The 16667-nt window shown below is 64.8% G+C and carries 1 protein-coding gene; it reads right to left on the reverse strand.

The features are described 5' to 3' along the window. Positions 1-22 precede the first annotated feature (22 nt). On the reverse strand, positions 23-16621 hold the full coding sequence (locus KIT79_00065; GenBank protein ID MCW5827689.1) for a putative Ig domain-containing protein: 16599 nt from the start codon (positions 16619-16621) through the stop codon (positions 23-25). Positions 16622-16667: the final 46 nt, after the last annotated feature.

Genomic DNA, 16667 nt, shown 5'->3' on the forward strand with positions numbered 1-16667 from the left:
CCGGAACACCGCGGTCAGGAGATCAGGCCTGTTTCCGGCGCCGCCGGATACGTCCTGCCGCTCCCGCGAGCGCCATCACAAGGCCAATCGCCGCGCCGGGATCCGTGGCACCGGCCGCGCAGCCGCCACCCTTCTTGGTGGGGTTTCCGGGCGTTCCGCCGCCACCACTGCCGCCGCTGCCGGCCGCCAGCACGTTGATGAAGAACGGACCGATCGTGGTCGAGCTGGTGCCGTCGGAAACAATGTAGAAGATGTTGTTGTAGAGGCGGATATCCGTCGCTTCCGGCGTTCCGGACAGAACCCCTGTCGAGCTGTTCAGCGTGAGCCAGTCAGGCTTGTTCAGCATCGTGATCGTCAGGGTGTCGGTTTCCGGATCAGAGATGGTCGGACTGAAGGAGTACAGCTGGCCCACCACTGCCGCGGAGGCCGGTGTGCCCGTCACGACCGGCGGCTGGTTTATCTCGATATCAAACGAGGGGAGCGCCACCGGGGCGTTCACGCCGTCCGATATCCAGATGATGATGTTCGTGTACGGGCTGTTCGCCAGATGGGCGGGAACCGAGGACAGCGGTGAGCCGCCTAGCGATCCATTGCCCGTCAGGTTGAACGTGCTGCCGTCGCAGGGAGCGCCGGTATCGCCCGCGAAGACTGCCCAAGCCGGCAGGTTCTCGATGCAGAACCGCAGGTCGTCGTAAGCCTCCGCATTCACGACCGTCGGCGTGAAGCTGTAGGTCCGGTCAAGACCGGCGCGGGGCGCCGGTACGCCGGAAATCACCGGGATCCCGTTCACGATGATGGTCAGCGGGTTGACGTAGTAAACCGGATCGAAGTTGCCGTCGGTCACGCCCACCCTGATCTCGTAGGAACCGACATCGGCCGAAGTCAGGCCGCCCGGGGCGACCGATACCGTTCCGTCGGCCGAGTTGAACACCAGCCAGTCGGGCTGGCCCTGGATCACGAACAGCAGGTTGGCGTTCTCGCCCGGATCGTCATCATTGGCCGTCCACTGGATGTTCGCCAGCTCGTCGGTCGTGAGGTCTTCGGCCACAACATAAGACGCCTGGACCATGCCGGTGAAGTTGATCGTCGGCCGCGAATTCACGATGATCGTGAAGGCCGGGAGCAGCACCGGCTGGTTTACGCCGTCGCTCACCCAGATCCGGATGTCCACGTACGAACCCTGGTCGCCGTCCACCGGGACCCCGCTGATATTGCCGCTCGTCGCCGGGAGGAAGGCCGGGTAGACGCCAGCGTCGCAGGTGGCCCAGTACGGACAGTTCTCGACGGCGAACTCCAGTGCGTCGCCGTCCAGATCATAGACGTCGGGCGTGAATCCGGCCGGCGAGTGGTAATCGCTATTGATCGCCACCATCGTTGCGGGGCCGCCGGAGATCACCGGCGGGCTGTTTACGACGATATCGAAGGCTGGCAGGGAGACCGGCGGGTTGATGCCGTCCGTCACCGAGATGACGATGTTCTGGTACGGGCTGTTGGTGCTGTCGGCACGGATCGGCGTGCCCCACAGGCGGCCCGTTGAAGGGTCGAAGAAGGCCCATGCCGGCTTGTTCGCAATGCTGTAGACAAGCGTGTCGTCATCCGGATCGGTCGCCACCGGATCAAACGAGTACAGGATGCCCGGATTGGCGACGGTACCCGGCGTGGCCGGGTCGAATACCGGCGGCAGGTTCGGCCGGATCACAACGACCTCGAAGGCCGCCGAGGCCACCGCCAAGTTCAGCGGATCCTTCACCGAGATCACGATTCCCGAATAGGTGCCGGCGTCGGCGATGCCGGGGGTTCCCGTCAGGACGCCGGTCGAGGGGTTGAAGCCTGCCCAGGGCGGCCGGTTCTGGATCGTGTAAACGAGCAGCGGTATGTCGCCGGCCTCGAAGGTGTCGGTTCCGCCCGGATTGCAGGTAAACAGGTTGCCGGCCAGCACGACGTCGTCGCCGCACGGCGTCGTAAAGCTCGGCGGGCCGTTCACGTACAGGCTCGGAATGACGAGCTGGACCGGATCGTTCACGCCATCGGTCACCTCGATGGTGACATTCAGGCTGGCCACGCCCGCATCCAGGATGCTGGGCGTTCCGCTGAGGACACCCGTGCTCGGGTCGATGCCCATCCAGCCCGGGTTGTTGATGACCGAGAAGGTAAGCACATCGCCCGCGTCAGGGTCGCTCGCGATCGGCGCGAACGTGTAGTCCACGCCTGTCGGTATGTTCGCCGGCGAGGTGCCGGAGATCGCCGGCGAACGGTTCACCAGTATGGAGAACGGAGCCAGCTCGACCGGTGCGAAGTTGCCATCGGTAACGGCGATGATGACGTTCTCGTACAGGCCGCCGTCGCTGGGCAGCGGACGTCCTGGCTGGTTGGTGAGCGCGCCGGTCGTCTGATTGAACTGGGCCCATGCGGGCAGGTTCTGGACCGACCAGATGAGGGTTTCGCCGTCCGCATCCACCGCCGAGACTGTCGTCGAGTAGGGAGTCAGCGGGCTCACCGGAACGACAGTCTGCGGGCTGCCAGGCTGAAATGACGGCACGGGCGGCGTGTTCACTATGATCGTGAACGGCCCGATCGACGAGGGGACATTCGGCAGCACCGCGTCGCGCACCCATATCCGGATGCCCGCATAGGCGCCGCGGTCCCCGGCCGCCGGGGTGCCGCTGATTTCACCGGTACCGGCGGCAAAGGCCGGGTAAACACCACCGTCGCAGGTGGCCCACGCCGGGCATTCCTCGATGGAGAACTGCATGGCATCGCCATTGGGATCGGTCGCCACCGGCGTGAAGCTGAAGGGCGAACCGACAGCCGCAAAGGCGGGCGGCACGCCGGAGATCACCGGCGGGCTGTTCACGACGATATCGAACGGCGCCAGCGAGGCCGACTGGAGCGTCATGGTATCCCGGATCGTGATGATGATGTTCGTATAGGGGCTGTTCGTCGCGTCAGCCACGATCGGCGTTCCGGACAGGGCTCCGGTCGCCGTATTGAACGTCGCCCAGGCCGGCTTGTTGGTGATCTCGTAGGCGACGGGATTGTTCACCGGGCTCGATCCCGTCGGCGTGAACGAGTAGGCCTGACCGGGGACCGCGAAGGTCGCCGGCGTTCCGCTGATAACCGGATCGCCCGTCACGGTGATCGTGAAGGCCGGGAGCGCGGTCGTCTGGAATCCGTCCGTGACGGAGATCGTGATATTCGTGTGGAAGCCCGCGTTGGCCGCCAGCGGCGTGCCGGTGAGCTGGCCCTGTGACGGACTGAACGACAGCCACGAGGGCCGGTTGGTGACCGAATAGGTGAGCGTGTCGCCGTCCCCGTCGGTCGCCGTCACAACGAGCCCGGCGGGGTATTCGTACGGCGTTCCGACCGGCACCGAGAGATCCGGCGTGAGGCCGGCGGCCGTGAACGCCGGACGGCTGTTCACCCGGATATTGAAGTTGAGCGTGTTCGACACGAGGGGGATGGGGTTGCTGGTCCCGTCGTCCGCCTCGATCTGGATGGCGTAGACGCCGGCGTCGGCATCGCTCGGGGTGCCGGTGATGGCTCCCGTATTCGGGTTGCACAGCGCCCAGGTGGGGCAGGTGCCCAGGAAGTCGAACACGAGCGTGTCGCCGTTCGGGTCGGTTGCGACCGGCGTGAAGCTGAACGCCGTGTCCGGCACCGCACGCGGGACCGTGCCCGCCGACAGGACCGGCGCACCGTTCACCTTGATGCTGAACGGGCTGGTGGAAACCACCGGGAACACGTTGTCGGTCACCGAGATCACGATGCCGGTGTAGAGGCCCACGTCCGCACCGGTCAGGTTGCCGTTCGAGGTGATCGAACCCGTGAGCTGGTCGAACGAGGCCCAGGCCGGGCGGTTCGTGATCGAGTACAGGACGACGCCGGGCGTGGGCGTGGGCGTGAAGGTATAGGGCGAGCCCACGTTCACCACATCGGGGTTGGCGGCCGGGGCATCCACCGTGGGCGGCGTGTGCACGATGATGGTGAACATCGGGTACGAGACGTACGTCGCGCCGCCGTCGTCGCTCACGCTCACCTCGACGAACTGGTAGGTGCCGCCGTCAGCCAGGACCGGGGTGCCGGTCATGTTGCCGGTGCCGGGCGCGCAGGCCGGGAAGTCGCCGCCGCCGAAGGTCAGCCACGCGGGGCGGTTCCGGATGCGCCAGCAGAAGGGTGCGGTGTCATCGAAGTCGAACACCGACGGGGTGTATCCACCCGCGCCGCCGTAGTTGCTTCCGACGGAAACCTGGGTCGGCGGAACCGGTGTGCCCAGCACGGGGAGCGAGTTCACGTCGATGCTGAATACGGGGAGCGCCACCGGCGGATTCAGGCCGTCGCTCACCTCGATCACGATGCCGCCATACACGGCCGAATCGAGCTGGCTCGGCGTTCCGCTGAGGCGGCCCGTCGTGGAGTCGAACAGCGCCCAGGGGGGCTGGTTCGTGATCGCGAAGGTGAGCACGTCGTTTTCAGGGTCGGTCGTCACGGGCTGGAAGACGTAAGGCTGGTTGGGCTGCGCACGCAGGGCAGGCGTTCCGGAGATCACCGGCGGCGCATTGACCGTGATCGTGAAGGCCGGGAGCGAAACCGCCGGGTTGTATGGGTCCGCAACGCTGATGACGATGCCGGTGTAGATGCCGCTGTCGGCAGGCGTGGGCGTTCCCGACAGATAACCCGTCGCCGCATTGAAGGTCATCCAGATCGGCCGGTTCACGATCGAGTAGGCGAGGAAATCGGCTTCCGGATCGGTCGCCAGCGGCAGCGCCACCGGGAACTCGAAGAAGTCGCCCGCGATGAGCTGCGTATCAGCGGGCGTGTCGTTGAACGCGGGCGGTCCGTTGACCTCGATCGTGTAGCTCACCGGAGCGGTTGTGACCGTTCCGTCAGACAATTCGATGTCGAAGGTGTACGAGCCCACGTCCGGAAGGCCCGGCTGGCCGCTGATCGTCCCGGTGGACGGGTTGCAAACCGCCCAGGACGGACACCCGGGGTTCGAGAAGATGAAGGTGAACGTCTCCGGATTGGCCGGGGGCTGGTGGTTCGGATCGGAGAACGTCGGCGTGAAGGAGTAGTTCACACCCGGCACGGCGATGGGCGGCGTCGTCGCCGTCAGGACCGGCGATCCGTTCACCTTGATCGTGAACGGCGGGAGCGAGGCCTCGCCGCCATTGCTGTCGTAAACGGTGATGACGATGTTCTCGTACCGGCCGATGTCGGCAACCGACGTGGAGCCCGACAGGGCGCCCGTCACGGTGTTGAACACGGCCCAGGGGGGCTGGTTGTCGATCCGGTACAGGAGGCCCTGCGGCACACCATCCGGATCGGAAGCGACCGGGGTAAACGTCGGGTAGGCGTTGCCCGCCTGAACGACCGTGGCCGGAATACCGGAGATGACCGGCGGCGTGTTGACGACGATGAGGAACCGGAGTTCCACCGGCGGCGAGAACCCGTCGTCCGCATAAAGGATGAACAGGTAGCTGCCGGTATCGGCCGTCGTGGGCGTGCCGTCGATCAGCACTTCGTACGGGTCGCCGGGGTCCACCGGCGGCGTGACGACCGGGGCGTTCAGCCAGCCCGACTGGTCATCCACGGTGATGACAAGGGCGTCGCCATCCAGGTCCACGGCGTTGGCAATGAACGTGTACAGGGCGCCCGGCGGAGCCTGGGTGACCGAGGTGGTCGAGATCACCGGCGGCGCATTGACGCGGATACTGAAGATGAGCGGCGCGGATGCGACGATACCGTCGTCCGCGGTGATCTCGATCCCGGCGTACAGCCCCGAATCGTCCACGATGGGAGATCCGGACAGCCTGCCGGTAGCCGTGTCGAAATCGGCCCAGGCGGGGCGGTTCACGATCGAGAAGGTGAGCACGTCTCCCGAGGAATCGACCGCCGTGGGAGTGAACTCGAATGGCTCGTTCGGACGGATAACTGCGGCGGGCGAACCAGACAGTATCGGCGGCGTGTTCACGCGGATCGAGAACGGATCCAGACAGACCGGCAGACTGTTGAAGTCGGTCACGCAGATAACGATATCGTTGTAATTGCCGCCATCTGCAAGGGCAGGAGTGCCGCTCAGGTTCCCGGTGATTGTGTCGAACACGGCCCAGGAGGGCTTGTTCGTGATCGAGAACCGGAGCGTGTCGAGCGCCGGGGACTCGGGATCGACCGCGACCGGCGTGAATCCGCCGCCACCGTTGTACGGATTACCCGCCGACACCAGCGTGTCGGGCGTGCCGCTGATCGTCGGCGGCGTATTCACGACAATGGTGAAGGGGTCGAGGTAGACCGTCTGGATGCCGTCGGTGACGCCGATCCGGATGCCCACGTAGGTGCCGCGATCGGCCACCAGCGGCGTGCCGGACAGTTCGCCCGTTACCGGGTTGATGCTCAGCCACGACGGGATATCCGTACCGACGAAGGTCAGCGTGTCGAGCGGATCAATGTCCCATCCGAAGAACGTGTACGAATAGGGAACGGCGATATTGGCGATGCCCGGCGGATCACCCTCGATATAGGGCAGCGTGTTCACGATGATGGAGAACGGCCCCAGCACATACGGCGCGTTGACGCCATCGGAAACCGAAATGGTGATGTTGCTTTCGACGCCATAGTCCACCGCGCCCGGCACGCCATACAGGCGGCCGGTCGTGTAGTCGAAGAAGGCCCAGCTCGGCTTGTTCACGATGTCATACGTGAAGGGCCGGTTCGGATTCTGCGGATGGGCGTTCGTATCCGGCAGGAACGAGTATTCCTCGTTCGTGTTGGCGATGGCCGGCGGGATGCCGCTCAGGGTTGGCGGCGTGCGGGTCAGGTCCACCGACAGCGCCGCGCTGATCTGGAACTGGTTCACGCCGTCCGTCACGGTCAGGATGTACCCGCCCGTTCCAAAGTGCCCGCCGCCCGGTTGACAGGTGATCGTATTGATCCCGGCGTTCAGCGTCACCATCTGCGGAAGCGAAACATTCTGGAAATCATGCGAGTAGCTCTGGCCGGTCACCGTCACGCCGTCGCCCTCAAGATCGTTAATGATATATGTGACGACCGTCGGCACATACCGGGGACAGGCGAGATCCGGCCACGGCGATGTGAAGGTGAGCTGGGGCGTTCCGTTCACGTATACGGAGAAGGGCGCGGATAGCGTCGTGTTGTAACCATCGGTCACCTGAATCTGGATGTTGCTATAGGTGTTACCGGCTTCCGAGGCGGGCGCATTGGACGCCACCAGGAAGTTGATGAACCCGCCGGACGTTTGCTGCACCAGCGGGGTCATGAACGTCGGAGCATTCACCAGCGACATCGTGAGCTGGCTGCGGGCATTATCCGGGTCATCGATGGTAACCGGGTATTGCCTTGGTTGCCCGTCGGTCGGAACCTGTGCCGGAGCAGCAAACGATACCGCCGGAGGAGCGTTCACCACCAGCCGGATCGGCGTGATTGGAACGACGAAGTTTCCGTCCGTCACGTTGATCTCGATCAGGTAGAGTCCGGTTTCGTCGATAAAGGCGTTCAGGACCGGAGTTCCGGAGATTTCGCCCGTCTCGGAGTTGATCGCGAGCCAGGTCACCGTGTCGTCCGAGAACAGGAGATCGGCCACTGGAGCGACGAGTGGATCCGTATAGGACGACCCGCCCCGAACTCCCGTGATCTCGCGGACCTGGAGCGAGAAAGCGAGGATGTCACCGTCCACATCGCCCGACGCCGGCGTGAAGCTGAACAGCACGTTCGGCGGGATAATCGGCACCGGAGCGCCGCTGATCGTCGGCGGCGAATTCACGATGATGAAGAACGGCGGGAGCGTCACGTTGTAGTTGCCGTCGGTGACGCCGATGACGATTCCTTCGTACTTGCCTTCGGGTGTTGCACCACCGCCGTCGTCCGTAATCTCGCCCGTGGCCGGGTTGAACAGCGCCCAGGACGGCAGGTTCTGCACGGTGAACACCAGCACATCGGCCGGATCCAGATCGAAGGCGGTGGGGGCGAACGAGTAGGGATCGCCCGTTGCCACCTGCGTGACGGGTGCCGGCGCTTCCAGGATCGGGGGCATGTTCACCCGGAGCGTGAATGGCGCCAGATTCACCGGACCTGCGACTCCGTCGGAGACCGAAATCTCGATCAGGTAGTCGCCGCGATCCGCAGCGATCGGCGTGCCGTAAAGCTGGCCGGTCGCCGTGTCGAAATTCGCCCATTCCGGACGGTCCACGATGGCGAAACTGTAGGCCGACGAATCGCCACCCGTCGCCGCCGGCTGGAAGCTGTAGAGCTGCCCCGGAACCGCCAGAAGGTCGGGGGTGCCGCTGATCTGGAGCGGTGCACGAACCGTCACAGTGAAGCTGGAAGTACAGACCGGCGCGCCAAACCCGTCGGAAACGCAGATCGCGAAGGTCGAGCTGGTGCCGCCAAATCCGGCTGGATCGCCGGAGAGGAGTCCCGTCGCCGGTACGAATGCCGCCCAGGCCGGCAGGGTGCCCGTGAAGGAATAGGTCAGGACATCCAGTTCCGGGTCGGTGGCATCGTTGGCCGGGAATAACACCGTCGCACCGGCGGCATCAGACAGGATGACGTTCACCGGGCTTGCGGTCGCAAACGACGGGGCGCCGTTCACCTCGATGTCGAACGGGGCAAGCGACACCCAGTTCGCGCCGCCATCATCGCTGACGCGGATTTCGACGTTGTTGTAGGTGCCGGTATCGGCCTGTGTCGGATTGCCGGTCAGCGCGCCGGTATTGACATCAAACGCGGCCCACGCCGGCAGGTTCAGGACGCTGAATACCAGCGCGTCGCCATTCGGATCGCTGGCAGTCGGCGTGAAGCTGTAGGCCGAGCCCGCACGGACGAACCCCGCCGGGGTGCCGCCAATAACGGGATCGCCGTCGATCTTGACGGTGAACGCACCAAGCGCAACGGCCGGATTGATACCATCCGAAACGCTGATGATGATGTTGGTGAAGTTGCCGATCTGGGCCGCCGGAGCCGGACCGCTGGTGAGCGCACCGGTCGTCGTGTCGAAGTTGGTCCATGAGGGCTGGTTCGCGATGGACCAGATCAGCGTGTCGCCATCCGGGTCGGTAGCGTTCACTGCCACCGCGAGGTTGTTGCCCGGATCAACCGAATAGACGGTATTCGGCTGGAGCGTGATGTCCGGCGGGTTGTTCAGGCTGACGGTGATGATGACCGTCGCGATGTCTGTTCCGTCGTCCAGGTCGAACTCGACGTTCCAGTCGGGACCAATATCCCAGTCAGCAAGCGTTGGCGTGCCGGAAATGGTGCCGGTCAGCATGTTGCAGACGGCCCACGGCGGGCAGTTGCGGAGATCATCAATGACGACCGTGTCCCCGTTCGGGTCACTGATCGCCGGCGTGAAGGTGAACAGGAACCCCGGCCGGGCCAGCGACGGCTGATTCGTGATGGTCGCCAGGCCGTTCACGATGATGGAGAAGGACGCCATCGTCACCGGGGCGTTGATGCCGTCGGTCACTGTGATCGTCACGTTCAGGTAGTTCCCGATTTCGGCTGCAGTTACCGGGGCGCTGGTGAGCGCGCCCGTCGTACCATTGAAACTGGACCAGGGCGGCTGGTTGGTGATGGTCCAGGTCAGGGTATCGCCATCCGTGTCGTTGGCCGTGGCGGTGAAGTTCAATGAATCGCCCACGGAGAGCGCAATCACGCCCGGCGACGGGACCGTGAACACCGGCGGATCGTTCACCAGGATATCGAAAGCGGGCAGGTCGACGGTCGTCACGCCGCCGTCGTCGCTCACGCTGATGATGATGTTGCTATAGGTTCCGGCATCGGCCAGCGAGGGTATGCCACGCAGTTCGCCGGTTGCCGCGTTGAAGGTCGCCCAGGGCGGCTGGTTCTGGATCGAGAACGTGAGCGTATCGTTGTTAACATCACTCGCCGTCGGCGTGAACGAATAGAGCGAGCCCGGAGTCACCAGCGTGGGCGGGTTGCCGGAGATCACCGGCAGGCCGTTCACCCTGATGTCCAGGGTTTTCGAAACCGATCCGCCATTGCCGTCGTTCGCCGTCACGACGACGCCGTTGTAGTTCCCGGCCACATTCGCAGTCGCTGTTCCCTGCGCGTAGATGAGCCCCAGCGACGAATCGAAGCTGGCCCAGGCCGGCAGATTCGCCACCGTGTAGACGAGCGGGTCTCCGTCGTCGTCCAGCGCGTAAGGCTCGGCAAGGTCAACTACGAAAGATTCGTAAGGATCGCCCGCCTGGATCGCCGTGATGTCCGTGTAGAAGGGGTTAAAATACGGCGCCGAGTTGACGATGATGGTGAACGGATTGAGGTAGACCGTGGGCGTGATGCCGTCCGAAATGGAAACCTGGATGGCGTAGGATCCGTTATCGGCACCACCGGCGTCCGGAGTGCCATCAATGGCGAACAGGTAAACCCCGCCCGGAGTCGGATTACCGGGGTAGGGATCCAGCATCGCCCATCCCGGCGTCGTCACCTGGACGTTCAGTGCATCGCCATCCGCATCGACTGCCGAAATAATGATCCATACCGGATCTCCCGGCGTGACCATGACCATGCCCGATACCAGCGGATGGGAGTCGGACAGTATATCCCCCGTCGGCTGCGAATTGACCGTCAATGTGAACACGAGCGGAGCCGAGGTCAGGCCGCCGCTGTCGGTGGCGGTGATCTCGATGCCCGCGTAGGTGCCGCCGTCATCCACGATGGGCGTTCCCGACAGGGTGCCGGTCGTCTCGTCGAAGAACGCCCATTCAGGTTTGTTCGTGATGGCGAAGGTAAGCGCATCGCCGTTGGGATCGTTCGCCACGGGAGTGAAGGTGAACGGCTGGTTCGGCCGCAGTTCGGTCACCGGCGTTCCGGTCAGCACCGGCGAGCCGTTCACGTGGATCGAGAACGGCGCCAGCGACACGGGCGCGAAGTTGCTGTCGGTCACCGAGATGATGATGTTGCCGTAAGTGCCGGCATCGCCCTCGCCCGGTGTTCCGGTCAGCGCGCCGGTGAACTCGTTGAAATCGGCCCAGGGCGGCTTGTTCTGGACCGAATAGAGGAGCGGTGTCAGGCCCGGTGCGTTCGTGTAGGCCGACACCCGGTAGACATCATCCGCCGTGAAGACGGCGCCGCCCGAGAGCGCCGGGTTCAGCGTGAGGTCCGTCGCCGCGATGCCGCCCGCGTCGATGACGCTGGAGGCGGACGGATCAACGCTCAGGTTCTCCACCAGGTCGCCGGCCGCGAGCACCGGCGAGAGCGCGGTGAAATCAATGCCGGTGTCTTCCAGCGTCGTGGCCGAGCCGCCCGTGGCAAGGCCGGAGAAGATGCCGTCCGGATCGTTCACGACCGGGACAAACAGCGGATACGGATCGCCCGCGTTGACCGAGGCGGCTGGTGCCAGCGGCGCGGTGATGACCGGCGGCTGGTTCACGATGATCGTGAACGGCGGGAGCGAGACGGTTTCCGGGCCCGCGCTGTCCTGGACCGACAGCACGATGTCAACAAAGCTGCCGCCCGACGTCGGCGCGATGTTGGTGACCGTTCCGGTGACGGGGTTCAGCGATGCCCACGGCGGCAGGTAGTTCACCGTCCAGGCGAGCACGTCGCCCTCCGGATCGAAGGCGGTCACGGTGCTGGAGTAGCCGCCGGCGAGGACGCCCTGCAGCACCGAGATCACCGGCATGCCCGCCGGGAACGATGGCACCGGCAGGCTGTTCACGCGGATATTGAACGCGCCAAGGCTGACCGGCGTGTTCGTTCCGTCGGTCACCGTGATGTTGATGCCGTTGTAGTCGCCCGCGTCGATCTGGAGCGGCGTGCCCGAGATGTTGCCGTTGCCGGGATCGAACAGGGCCCACGGCGGCAGGTTCACGACCGAGTAGGTGAGATCGTCAGCCTCCGGGTCGGTCACCGCCGGCGTGAAGGAGTACAGCACACCGGGATAGGCGCGGGTTTCCGGCGTGCCGCTGATTGCCGGCGGGCCATTGACCGAGATGCTGAACGGCGCGAGCGAGACGGGCGCATAGACGTTGTCGGTCACTGAAATGATGATGTTGGTGTAGGTGCCCGCGTCGGCGGCCGTGGCTGTACCGGTGATGGAGCCCGTCACGGTGTTGAAGGTCATCCACGGCGGCAGGTTCTGCACGGAGAACGAGAGCGGGTCGAGATCCGGATCGTTCGTCACCGGCGTGAAGGTGTAAAGCACACCCACTCCGGCGGTGGGATTCGGGATGCCGGAAATCGTGGGCGGACTGTTCACGGTGACCGTGAAAGCCGCCAGCGACACGGCCGGCCAGTACGGATCCTGGACCGTGATGATGACGTTCGCATAGGAGCCGGTCACCGTCACCGGGTTGCTGCACAGTTCCCCCGCGCCGCAGGGTGCGCCGTCGAAGGCCGCCCAGGCTGGTAGGTTGCTGATCGAATACACCACCGGGTCGCCGTCCGGGTCGAGCACGTCGGGCGTGAACGAGTACGGCTGGCCCGCGCCGATGAACAGCGTGGGGGCGCCGGAGATCGAAGGCGGCGAGTTGACGCGGATCGAGAAGGGCGCAAGCGAGACGGGCGAGTTATTCCCGTCGCTCACCGAAATGACGATACCGGCGTAGTTGCCCGAATCGGCCTGCGTCGGGTTGCCGGTGAGCGCGCCGGTGGCCGTGTCGAACGTGGCCCATGCCGGACGGTTCGTGATGGAGAACACCAGGACATCGGCATCCTGGTCGACGGCCGTGGGCCTGAACTCGTACGCATCGCCCGGCCGCACGAGCGTCGCGGGGGTGCCCGTCAGTGACGGCCGGTTGTTCTGGCCGATATAGAGGGCGCCGTCGCTCAGGCGCTGGTAGAGCTTGCGGGCCGCCGGCATCGTGATGTTGATGCCGCGGCTCACCTTGCCGGCCTGCACCGCCACCACGCCGGGGCGGGTAACATCGTTGTGGATGCTCCGGCTTGCGCCGGTGGTCACTCCGGCGGGGCACTCCGCGTCGGAGGCGATCCGGTAGTAGTCGCCGGCGGCGAACGACTGGCCGCCCGACAGGGCGCCCGAGAAGCTGATGACGTTCTGGGTGATTCCGGCAACGGCGATCGTCGAATCGCCCAGCACGGCCGTCGAACCGACCTTCTCGACCAGCATGCCGTCGGCAATTCCAGTCGTGGTGAAGTCGCGGCTCGTGTCGATGAGGGTCAGCGTCGAGCCTCCCGTGGCAATGCCGGTGATGCCGTCACAGGGCAGTTCCACGCGGTCCGGACTGCCAAGGTCAACCGTATCGACCCGCTCGAAAACGCCGCCCGGGCTGCCGCTGTACAGGTCGCCCGAATCAAGGCTGACCGCGCTGGAGTATCCGCGTCCGCTCACCTTCGCGAGATACGAACGGACCACCTGCGAGACGTCCCCGACACTGCCGTCGAGGTCCATCGCAAACACCAGGTATTTGGCCGTGCCCTTGCCGGGATTCACCGGGAGGCCCGAGATGAGGTAGCAGCCCGAACCGCCCGTCGAGGCAATCGTCGGATCCGGGTCGGAAAACTCATGTACGCCATCCGTACGGGTGGGGAACTCAAGATCGATTTCCAGCGGGTCGATGGCGAGCGTGCGGATCGCATGGCAGCGGGCCGCCACAGCGGGATCGGCCGGGTGACCGAAGTTCGTGCCGGATACCGCTTCCTTGTATTCGCGGCAGTAACGGTGAACGGCGCTGTCCGGGTCCACGGGCGCGCCGGTCAGCGAGCCCACCACGTCACGCTCGGCGAGCGGCTGGTATACCGAGTTCTCGTCGGAGTTGCGGCCGTCGATTTCGACCGCAACGATGCTGAGGCCGTGCACGGGATCGCCGTTGGCGTCCCGCACGCAACCGGCGATGGCGGCGGTTCCGCCGATGACTCCGTCCACGATCTCGTAGCTGTCACCATTGATGAACTGGTTGACCGTGCCGCCAACCAGCCCGTTCACGATGATCACGCTGCCGGACACGTATTCAACCGTGCCCCACGACCTGTCGGTCAGGTTGTGGACCGCATCGCCAGGCGCGACGCCGGCAAGGCCGAAGTCTTTTGACAGATCAAACAGGAACCGGGTGTTGGGGAACGAGGTGATGAACGGGGGAGTGTCGTCAATCACCGCATAGCGCTGCCCGCCCTGCCAGACGTTCGATGATCCGCCAGTGAGCGGTCCCGCCAGAGTCAGCCGGTCGCTGGCAATCACCGCGATGACGCCCGAGGAACCATCGGTGATATTGTACAGGCGGTCGCCGATGTTCAGCCCGGCAATGGAGGTGAAGTCCGACTGCGAATCGGCGATCATGACGGTCGTGCTCGCGCCACCCGGGAAATCGCCGGTAATTTCATACTGGTCGCCCGGCTGGAAGTTGATGACCGTCCCGCTGCAGCGGACATAGGACGTCCCAACCGCTGTCACGGTGCAGGAGAGCCCCTGCGTGACATTCCGGAGAGTGGCGCCCATCGGCACCCCCGACGCCGAGAAACTGGCCGCCGCATCCCACAGTTCGTTGGAGACGCCGCTCGTGGTGGTGATGTTGGGGCCAACCAAACGGAACTGGTTCAGCCGGTTCCAGACGTTCGATGTGCCTCCGGAAAGACCGGCGACCATCTGCACCGTGTTCCCGTATGCCGGAGCCGAAAGAACCGTGCCCGAGGAACCATCGGTCACGTTCTGGACGATATCCCCCGGACTGACGCCCACCGCGAAGAAGTTGACCGTGGTTGAGGTCAGGTCGCCGGTCGCACCGGGCCCGGAGATGTTGTTCCCGATAATCCGGTAGCTGTCGCCTGCCAGCCAGCCCGACGGCAGGTTCGTGTGGGTGATGGACGAAAAGGGCGTCAGCGGAGCAACCGTCACTGTCGCCTGCTCACCGGTGGTTTCGTTGATCACCAGGTCGCCCGCAGCAACGGAGCCGAACGGATTCAGAGGATCCACGAGCGAGGTCGCCGTGCTGGCAGCGTCCGCCAGTCCACGCATGTGGGGCAGATGAACCCCCGTCGACACGCCATCGGCCGTGCCGGCAATGATGCCGAGCGTCCGGCCCGTGATGCCGTTCCGGGCAGAGTTGGTGTTGCGCAACGTTCCGTAGATGCGGAAGCTGTCGCCCGCCACGAAGATGTCGGCCGTCAGCGTGAGCTGCGTTGCGGCGACCGCCGTAACGTCGGTCTGGGCGCCGGTGGTCTCGTTCACCACCACGTCGCCAACCCGGACGCCAACCCGCGTGAAATCCCACCCGAACACGTTGTATTCGAGTGCACTCGCCACCGTCGCCGTTGCATTCCCCTGCAGGTCGTTCAGGACCGTACCGGGATACATCATCAGCATGGCGGCCTCGTCGTCGGCTTCCAGTATCCGGATCAGGCTGTTCTGGTCGCGGGGAAAATCCTCCCGGATCGGGAACATGGAGGGCTGCATGAACTCGTTCTCGGCCGCGAAGATGGGCGAGTGGTCAAGCCCCATCGCCAGACCCATCGCCTGCGTCAGCAGTCCTTCCATTCCGGCCGAGAAACCCGAATCGATGGTGGAAAGCGCCGTCGCCGTGACCAGGATATCCGCGTCCCGGATCACGCCATGCGCCATGCCGCGGGCGCGGCCGGAAATGTTCCGGACGCCGTCCCTGTCCACCGCGGGGAGGACCACCATCATCACTCCGGACGGAAGGTTCAGCTCCTGGCCGATGGATCCCGTGGAATCGTCGTACACGATCTGGCTGATTCCGTCGGCCGGGTTCAGCGCGAAGCCGAGATCCACGTCGTGATGGTCGATGTCGTAAATACTGGTGCCACCCGCGCCGCCGATCACAAAGTAGTCGTCGGTTCCCCGCAGCGGGAGCCGTTCCCAGTAAAGGTCGGAGGGGTCAAACACCGTGATGTTGGGGGTCACCGCCGGATTGAAGTCGAACTGGCTGGCAGAACTGATCTGGCCGGCGAAATCGCCGTCGCACGGATGCATGTCCGCATGGGTGAACATGAAACCGACACGGGTGGGGCCGGCTGTCCCCAAGCTGCCGACACCGTTCGGGCTGTCGCCGCTCCGCTGGGTCTGGACTTCGTTCCAGGTGCTCATCGCCACCAGCGCGGCGCGAATCGGCCCGACAATGCTCGTTTCGGTCGTGGACCGGAGGATGATCCGGTACCCGCTGGACGAATTCAGCGGATCAATCGCCTGCTCGGTGATCGACAGTTCGGGGCAGCGGAACCCCGCGCTCTGGTTCGAGTCGATCACGTAGGTCACCACCGGGCCATCCACCTGCGACTGCCGCAGGTAGGAGCCACCGGGCGTGAGGACCGGAGCGGTCCGGCCATCGCGCCTCATGTAGGCGACCGGGTTGTGGAACTGGCTGGCAGGATCGTCGGGATCGAGCGGGAAGCCTTTGCCGTAAACCATCTCGAGGCCCTGGCCACCGGTGGCATTGCTGGCAGTCACCGGATAGATGCCCGGAGCCGACTGCCCCCGCACCGTGTCGGCGAGCCGGTCCCACCGCATCATGAGGATGCCGTCGGTATCCGGGTCGGCGTCGCAGCGGGTCGAGGCCGGATCGCAGAAGAATGCCTTCTGAACCCAGCCGGACGCCGGATCGGGGCGCGAGCCGACCGATACCAGCGCGACAGCCGCCGCCAGTGCAAGATACGCAGATATACGCTTCATCATGGCTAGTTCCTTCCTGGTTCAGGGGGACTTTCCATACCCCCTGGCA

It is taken from the genome of Deltaproteobacteria bacterium, assembly GCA_026129095.1.
In the GTDB taxonomy this organism is placed as follows: domain Bacteria; phylum JAGRBM01; class JAGRBM01; order JAGRBM01; family JAHCIT01; genus JAHCIT01.

Excerpts from the sequence above, each read along its gene's own strand:
- KIT79_00065 (MCW5827689.1), bottom strand. The coding sequence starts at position 16,621 with ATGATGAAGCGTATATCTGCGTATCTTGCACTGGCGGCGGCTGTCGCG.